The 6,959-nt window shown below is 57.0% G+C and carries 12 protein-coding genes; all 12 read right to left on the minus strand.

Annotated elements, in window-relative coordinates:
* Positions 1–224: 224 nt before the first annotated feature.
* Positions 225–422 (minus strand): hypothetical protein, encoded by a 198-nt coding sequence (locus ACTHJR_RS10950; protein WP_440523208.1) that lies wholly within the window; start codon positions 420–422, stop codon positions 225–227.
* A gap of 121 nt (positions 423–543) precedes the next feature.
* On the minus strand, positions 544–849 hold the full coding sequence (locus ACTHJR_RS10955; RefSeq protein WP_440523209.1) for a hypothetical protein: 306 nt from the start codon (positions 847–849) through the stop codon (positions 544–546).
* Positions 839–1,042 (minus strand): hypothetical protein, encoded by a 204-nt coding sequence (locus ACTHJR_RS10960; protein WP_440523210.1) that lies wholly within the window; start codon positions 1,040–1,042, stop codon positions 839–841. The genes ACTHJR_RS10955 and ACTHJR_RS10960 overlap by 11 nt, the downstream gene beginning before the upstream one ends.
* A complete protein-coding gene (locus tag ACTHJR_RS10965; RefSeq protein WP_440523211.1) occupies positions 1,026–1,517 on the minus strand; it encodes a hypothetical protein in 492 nt (163 codons plus the stop codon). The genes ACTHJR_RS10960 and ACTHJR_RS10965 overlap by 17 nt, the downstream gene beginning before the upstream one ends.
* A gap of 13 nt (positions 1,518–1,530) precedes the next feature.
* On the minus strand, positions 1,531–1,878 hold the full coding sequence (locus ACTHJR_RS10970) for a hypothetical protein (RefSeq protein WP_440523213.1): 348 nt from the start codon (positions 1,876–1,878) through the stop codon (positions 1,531–1,533).
* Entirely contained in the window at positions 1,872–2,138 is a 267-nt protein-coding gene (locus tag ACTHJR_RS10975) for a hypothetical protein (RefSeq protein ID WP_440523214.1), read from the minus strand. The genes ACTHJR_RS10970 and ACTHJR_RS10975 overlap by 7 nt, the downstream gene beginning before the upstream one ends.
* A 1-nt stretch (position 2,139) precedes the next feature.
* On the minus strand, positions 2,140–2,406 hold the full coding sequence (locus ACTHJR_RS10980) for a hypothetical protein (RefSeq protein ID WP_440523215.1): 267 nt from the start codon (positions 2,404–2,406) through the stop codon (positions 2,140–2,142).
* A 757-nt stretch (positions 2,407–3,163) separates the two neighbouring features.
* On the minus strand, positions 3,164–3,352 hold the full coding sequence (locus tag ACTHJR_RS10985; protein WP_440523216.1) for a hypothetical protein: 189 nt from the start codon (positions 3,350–3,352) through the stop codon (positions 3,164–3,166).
* 119 nt (positions 3,353–3,471) lie between these two features.
* Entirely contained in the window at positions 3,472–3,735 is a 264-nt protein-coding gene (locus ACTHJR_RS10990; protein WP_440523217.1) for a hypothetical protein, read from the minus strand.
* A gap of 280 nt (positions 3,736–4,015) precedes the next feature.
* The gene (locus ACTHJR_RS10995) at positions 4,016–4,456 is read right to left on the minus strand and encodes a hypothetical protein (RefSeq protein ID WP_440523218.1); all 441 of its coding nucleotides are present in this window, start codon (positions 4,454–4,456) and stop codon (positions 4,016–4,018) included.
* 251 nt (positions 4,457–4,707) lie between these two features.
* Positions 4,708–5,388 carry a hypothetical protein gene (locus ACTHJR_RS11000; protein ID WP_440523219.1) on the minus strand — a complete coding sequence of 227 codons (681 nt, stop codon included), beginning with the start codon at positions 5,386–5,388 and terminating at the stop codon, positions 4,708–4,710.
* Positions 5,389–6,127: 739 nt separating this feature from the next.
* The coding region (locus ACTHJR_RS11005; protein WP_440523220.1) for a phage/plasmid primase, P4 family at positions 6,128–6,959 on the minus strand (832 nt) is incomplete at its 5' end.

Consider the following 6,959-nt stretch of genomic DNA (forward strand, 5'->3'; position numbering starts at 1 on the left):
TTCCCTGTGCTTTCGCCCTTTCTGCAAAGCTCGTTCCCCGCGTTCGGTGGGATTTTTCCCTCGAAAAAATTTACTCTCCGCCCACACAAACCGCGACCGGGTACGCGCTTCATTAGCTGCTGGAACCTGACACGTTCGTAGCCGAGCCAACGAGTACCTTCACCGCGCACAGTGCGAGTGAAGGCGCGGACGAAGAAGTCGCTGCGTTTACGAGGCATTTTCGTTCAGCCAATGGGTACGTAGTAGCCGCGTCCGGCGCGCTGGCGCTGCGCTTCTAGCGCACGCTCGCGACGTTCCGCGCTGACGTTGGCTGACTGCTCGATGCGCTCGTCGAGGCGCTGGCGGGTGTCGGGGTTCGACGTCTCGATGATGAGAGGGGCGAACCCATGACGCTTCAGCACGTCGCGTACGGTGTTGAACATGTTCACTTCCTTCCTCGGGTATAGGCCAACCGGCCATCTTGGGTGGTGATGGTGTAATAGCCGAGCCAGACGATGGTCCAATCGTCCATAAACTCAGGTATCCATGCAAAAACGTGGTGTTTCATGTCATTGCTGCCCGACGTAGAGCGACGATACCAGCTTCGCGACTAAGATCGGAGGCACGGTATATGAGTTCGCCCAGTTGATCACCGATGAGGTTGAGGGCGTCGATGGTGTTGACGGTGTCGATGCCCAGTTCGTGCATCATGCGACCCAGTGCGCAGAAGCGACAGGCTCGGGGGTCCATGGTGCCTACGATCTGGCCGCTTTCCCGTGCGGCCATACGCATGCGAGCGTGGCCGTCGGGGTTGGCTTCCAGCCAATCGGCGGCACGGATCATGGCTTGTTTGATCTTGTCATTCGGCATCGATAATTTCCTCGACCTTGGCTACCACCTTGTCACGGTAGCTTTTGGGTTGCTTGGCCAGCCACTTTCCGTGTTGGAGAAGCTGGTCGGGGGTCATGTCGAACCGCTGGCCTGCGATGACTTGCATGCCCGCCATGTTGAGGCGAACGAGCATCGCGTCACGGTTGATGTTTTGTTTAAACGAGTTGGACATCGAATATCTTCCCGTCGTGAAGCAGGACGTCGATGTCGCGCATGTCCCCACCGACTGCGAGGGTGGTGCGGATCGTAGTGCGCGGGTTGTCGTTCGACACCGTGAAGCTGCGGTCCAGCGCCTTGCCGTCGCGATAGTCCACGGCCACGGCCATGCGCCCCGGCACCATCACGGTCGCGAAGTTGCGCGCAGGGTTGGTATAGATCACGGTCACGACATAGCCGTTGACGTAGACGGGCTTGTCCCAGTCGATGGGCTTGTAGACGATTGGGGCGGTGTTGTCCGCGTCGAACTGGAAGCCCTGTGGGGTCACGATCAGGAAGGTGCCCGGTATGTCTTGGCGTAGCTGTTCGGCGGTGAATAGCTCGCCGTCCTCGCGCTCGTAGGTGAAGGCGTCCGGTTCGAAGGACGCACCGAAGAACTTGAGCGGCGTGTGGTCGTAGAGAAACACGCGGTCATTTGGTTGTATCAGCACGGTTCTTCCTCCGTCACAACACGTACGGCTGCGCCGCATTGTTGAAGTCCGTCCAGAAGCTATCGTTGAAGGCGTGGTCGTAGCCATAGTCCAAGACAAAGTTGTCGTGCACCTTCTGCAGCTTTTTGAGCAAGTCGGCTTGCTCGGGCGACGTATCAGTTGCATCGCTAATAAGCGGATCACCGGGCAGGTACCCTTCAAGATTGTGGTTATAATACTCGTCGGGGATAAGCTGACCGACAGCACATTTGAGTCCACCGGCAGTGCGGTAACGGCACTGGCCGTTCGCGAGTGCGGCGGGCTTGCCTTGGGCCATGAGGCCGTCGCGGATGCGGGAGATGATTTCGTTGTTGGTCAGCATGACGGACGCACGATCTTGAGGTCGTCGGTGTCCGGGCCGTTGTAGCTGTAGCCGTCCGGAATGCGAACGACATGCGGCTTGAAACCCTGACGACGCCAATCGGCGAGGATACGGTCGATCTTGACGCGCGTCTGGATGGTCTGGCCGTCCGCAATGCGGGGGGTGGCAGAGCACTGGACGTTGCTTTCGTCAACGACGACGACCTTGCCCGAGGGGATCGACAGGGCAAGGGCAGAGGCAGCGATAAAGAGGATGTTCATGTCAAATTCTCCAGATGCTAGAGGTTAGAAATTGGTCGGCTGACAGGCCGATCTTAGTATCGTGCGGCCACGAGCCGCTATCGATTTGGGATAGTGTTAGTGCTTCATCGGCATAGCGACCGAGCACGGTGTATTGCTTGGTTTCGGCGTATGCCTTAGCGATTTCGGGTGGGACGCCCACGAGGCCGATGACCATCAAGACACGGCGCTGGTCTACGACTAGGCCTTGGTCGCGGATGATGAGTTGGCCTGATATGCGTGTCAGCATGGGTGTGCTCCTTTTGGGTGATGTGGGGGTGGCCGTGGCCTAGGTCCCGGTTTGGGAAATTTCCCAACTCGTTCCATATAACTTCATTTTTTTCATCTTTACGTGGTAATATCTACCTATATCCCTCTATTATATATTTTTTTTTTTTGAGAGAGAGAGAGAGGCAGATGAATGATATATAAATATAGAGAGATATTACCACGTAAAGATGAAAAAAATTAAGTTTACTGAAACGAGTTGGACCTAGTCGTATGCGTTGACCGTCGCTTTCCAAGCTGCGCAGCCATGCGAACACCGGTGAGAGGGTCGAAAATGTCCAAATTCCACCAGCGACGGACCTTATCCACGCCCACGCCTAGGTCCTGTGCGATTTCGACAGCGGTATGACCGCGCTTACGCTGCTCTTTCAGCCACATCGTACACCACAGCGGGACGGTACCAGCCCAGTCGGGCTTCTCGTCCAACAAACAGCGCAACATGGCCTCCCCATCGGGTAACCACGTATTCGCCAACCTGCGCGCGTCCTCAACTAGAGTCGGTATCTCGCGCAGGTTGGCGAATACGTACTTCATGCCGTAGTGCCACCGCATCATCGTACGGACATGGACGTAATCCAAGCCGGGATATAGGACAAACGCTAGGGCGTGGACTATTTCCTCGCGCGTACGTTGTGTGACACCCCACCCCCGCGACATACGACGGTACATCGGTGAGATATACCGCTGTTCTCGCGGGAGCAGGGCGTCACAAAACGCCATTACTTGCGCTTCCCTTGCCGGATGCGCTGCTCGGTCTGCAGACGCTTGGCGAGCAGACGGGCGGACTTCTCCCGCGTCATCTTGGCGGGATAGTGCGGGCAATGGCGCTTGCCATAGACCTGTTCCAGCCCAGCGGTGCCGAGCGCGGCTTGGCGACGACGACGACGGGCGGTACGTGCAGCACTCATAGTTCAGTCCTCCGTTTAGTGGGTCACAAACCCATAGGTGATAATAGCGATGGAGATTTCCGCCGCAACAGTAATTGCCATGATCGAATAGACCACGGCAACCTTGACCGCGTCGCTCATCAGAGCATCCCCTCGAAGAGTTTGGGCTGCCTGACAGCCGCGTTGACGAAACGCTCGGGCAGCGCCACGTCGTAAGCACGCTGCCGACCCAGCCTGCGCGCGACTTCAGCATACGCGAGGCTCGGATAGTCCGAGCTATCGATGATATCGCGCATGTTAATCACGTGATGCTGTCGCGTTGCCCCGTCGTGGGCACGCAATGCGGCCTTCGCGTGATGCAGTGCGACCGACACGCGGCGGTCCAACGGAATGAACTCAGTCATACCACTTCTCCTTGGGAGGCCTATTGACAGTCGTAAGGGCATGGACATAGGCCACAACCACACCCAAACACACAATCGCGAAAAAGACGGAAACCCACACATTCGCGACCCATGTGCTCAAAACGAACGAAATTCCCCACAAAATAGCGTATTTCATCGCCATTTTACCCCATTTTCGCGCAAAACATCACGTTTTGGCTTCACAGTTAGGCTGTTTCCGATGTCCGCGAACAGCTTTGCACGGAAATCGAGCACCTTATCGCGCTCGACCATCTGCAGTTTAGGCTTGGATGACGCGGACGTCATGGCCTTTCTCCCTCATAGAACGCGCGACACGGTCGGCTTCCTTGCGTGTATGGATGCCCGACCTCGTCAATTTGGGCTTGGTGCGGTTCTCCACGCGCCAGATAATGGTCGGGACCGGGTCGGGGGCGTTGACCACGTTCACGTCACCGCACCCATATCCGTCGTCGTTCACCGCGCGAAACAGGTTTCTGCGGAATTGCTCGGCAGCGCTTAGCACGACAACGCGTCGTTTTGGGAAATTTCCCAAAATCTCAGCATCACGACGCGCGTAATTCTGGTGCTCGCGCTGAGCCTCAGTGAGCGGCATGAAGTCACGCCGAGCGTCGCGATCCAACTCGCGTTGACGCTCGGTCTTGCCTTCTGGCGCGCGCCCGTCGCGAATTTCGCGATAGGCTTCGACAAAAACCCTGTCCATGATTAGTCCCTCCGTACAGGTAGCGGGCAACCGTGCTGCTTCCACGTGTCGTGCATACGACGATAGCGGAAACTGTTGACGCGCGTCGGCTCCTTGCGGAAGTCAGCTAGCGCGTCCATCATGTCTTTGTGTAGGCACATTTCGCCCTCCAATCGGTTAGGTGGACGCACGGGCGAGGGGGGTGGGGAAACCCGTGCGTCCGCCTAACCGGGGGATTTGGGAAATTTCCCAAATCCCGCCGGTGGGCCGGATTAAGCCGCCTTCTGCAGTTCTTCCGGGTTCTCGTTCGCGAGAACCTTGGCGAACGCCGCGTTCAGCGCTTCCATCAGCTTGGCCATGCTGTCGTCCGCCGCGATCAGGGCATGGACGTCAGCCGCGCCGACCGCAACGGTCGCACGGTTGAGCAGGTCGATCAGCGGTTCATCGGTCGGCGCGGGAGTGTCCGCGTCGGGCGTGATTTCCTGCTGCTCTTCCTCGCTCGGCTCGACTTCGGGAAGCGTCGCCTGAACGTGCGCGTTGATGTTCTCGCGGACGAGCGCTTGCAGTGCAGCGAGCGACTTCGGAGCGCCGTCCGTCTGGAGCACGAACGCGGTCACGTTCTTGCGCACGTCACCCGTGGTGTCCTTGTCGGCGTCGATATCTTCGAACACCTTGAGGATCGCGGCCACGGTCTTGCGCGTTGCGCCCCAACCCGGCAGATGGTCGCCCGAGCCCGAAAGCTTGGTGATGGGCTTGCCCGCCGGGGTCTTGGGATTGCCGAACGACGAGATGACCGCACTGGTCACGACACTTGCCGTCACCACGCCAGCCATCAGGCCAGCGAGGATCGAACGCGCAAGCGGCGTCGCCTTGTTGAATGCGGTCACGTTCGCCGAACGAAACGCCTTGATATCGTCGCCCATGGTTGCGGCAACGGAATTGAAGTCAGTCATGATTAGTCTCCGTTTCAGATTGGGAAATTTCCCAAACCTAGCCATGCGCTAGGCCTAGGACATGGACATAATCCATGTCCTAGAGCTAGCGCACTGCAAAGAGCTAATCCGCTTTGTATGCGCTTGGACCGGTCCCTCGTCTCTAGCGTCATGATGCTATGTCATGCTCGCCAGCGCACGGAAGCTATTGCTTCCTTCCTGCCCATAGCCGATAGCTAAGGCCCGGTGTTTGGCACCGCTAACGCGGGGAAAGACTTATCCCGCTGAGTGGTTTGTTTGGGATATTTCCCAGACCACGATTATGTCCTGTTCCGCAGGCACACGGGTAGCTTTGGTCGCAAGGCTACGGCTTGCACGTATCCACGAGCGTGGAAGTCGATTGATGTTAAGCATAGATATCCCGCGCACGGGGAGCGCTTGCTCGACCCGGCATCAGCGGAACCACTTGCCTAAGACCAAACTACACCCCCCGACCATGTACACAACCTGAGCACATAAAGGGTAACACGTTGATTTATAACGCTTTTTTCCCCTCCCCCGCCCATAGTAGGCTGTCTACCGCGAAATTATTTTTCGCGATTTTACCCCTGTATTACATGAACAACACAGTTGACTTGCCTAAATCAACCTCGTCAGATTGACCAGAACGTAAGCTTTTCCCCGAGCAGGCCACGGATTTTGCGGAGGGACACGCCCACACTCACAAGTTGGAAAATAATCGTCAGCATCAAAAAGTTTGTCATACTAGCACCGGTACTACAGCCTTCATGTTATGGATGCGGTAGCGCATAACGCCAGTCACATCGCGTTCCTCAGTTGTCGCGTAGCCAAGCTCGCGGATCATGTGCAGGAATGTCTCATAAGTGACACCCCAGCCGCGAGATACGTCCTTCATGTACCACACATACGCATCGAAGGCGGTACGAGCATCCACGCTCTCGTCATAGCTATCAACAGGACGAATCTTCTCGTTCGATTGCAGGAATGCTTCGACCGAATTGTTCGCACGTCGCACCTGATTGATCGCCAGCTTGTGTGAAGCAGGCAAGGTATAGTCGCCCTGTTTCAGCACACGACTAAGTCCTTCGACCGCCCACGCAGCAATCGCTTCACGTTCCTCCGACACGAGGATTTCATGAAAGTTCATGATACGCTCGGAGTCCGTCACCACCTTGTTGAACTCAAGGATAAGCCAACGGCGAGTGAATCCAGCGGACGTATCGTACGACCTAGGCAAGTGGTTCGACGCAAACCAGTTCGCGCACTGGGGCTTGAACTGGAAACGGTCCTTGCCCTTGAACTCTGTCTCTTGGGTCAGGCCCTCGACCACTTCCTTGAACACAGCACCGTCAATGGTGCCGCGCTCAGGCAATTCGCCGCACAGGTTGAGGGTCTTGCCAACCATGGAAGTCAGAGCAAAGCGCGCAGCCCACTGATGGGGAGGCAGCGAACACACGGCATTTTCCGGCATCATGGCACGCAGCACTTCGAGTGCTTGTGTCTTGCCGGTCTTCGCTTTGCCATACAGCAAGATGGCACGTTGCAAGGATGGTGCGATACCGAACATGGTA

It is taken from the genome of Sphingomonas sp., assembly GCF_051962185.1.
Classification (GTDB): domain Bacteria; phylum Pseudomonadota; class Alphaproteobacteria; order Sphingomonadales; family Sphingomonadaceae; genus Sphingomonas.

Excerpts from the sequence above, each read along its gene's own strand:
- ACTHJR_RS10950 (WP_440523208.1), bottom strand. The coding sequence starts at position 422 with ATGTTCAACACCGTACGCGACGTGCTGAAGCGTCATGGGTTCGCCCCT.
- ACTHJR_RS11000 (WP_440523219.1), bottom strand. The coding sequence starts at position 5,388 with ATGACTGACTTCAATTCCGTTGCCGCAACCATGGGCGACGATATCAAG.
- ACTHJR_RS10985 (WP_440523216.1), bottom strand. The coding sequence starts at position 3,352 with ATGAGTGCTGCACGTACCGCCCGTCGTCGTCGTCGCCAAGCCGCGCTC.
- ACTHJR_RS10970 (WP_440523213.1), bottom strand. The coding sequence starts at position 1,878 with ATGCTGACCAACAACGAAATCATCTCCCGCATCCGCGACGGCCTCATG.
- ACTHJR_RS10995 (WP_440523218.1), bottom strand. The coding sequence starts at position 4,456 with ATGGACAGGGTTTTTGTCGAAGCCTATCGCGAAATTCGCGACGGGCGC.
- ACTHJR_RS10990 (WP_440523217.1), bottom strand. The coding sequence starts at position 3,735 with ATGACTGAGTTCATTCCGTTGGACCGCCGCGTGTCGGTCGCACTGCAT.
- ACTHJR_RS10955 (WP_440523209.1), bottom strand. The coding sequence starts at position 849 with ATGCCGAATGACAAGATCAAACAAGCCATGATCCGTGCCGCCGATTGG.
- ACTHJR_RS10980 (WP_440523215.1), bottom strand. The coding sequence starts at position 2,406 with ATGCTGACACGCATATCAGGCCAACTCATCATCCGCGACCAAGGCCTA.
- ACTHJR_RS10960 (WP_440523210.1), bottom strand. The coding sequence starts at position 1,042 with ATGTCCAACTCGTTTAAACAAAACATCAACCGTGACGCGATGCTCGTT.
- ACTHJR_RS10975 (WP_440523214.1), bottom strand. The coding sequence starts at position 2,138 with ATGAACATCCTCTTTATCGCTGCCTCTGCCCTTGCCCTGTCGATCCCC.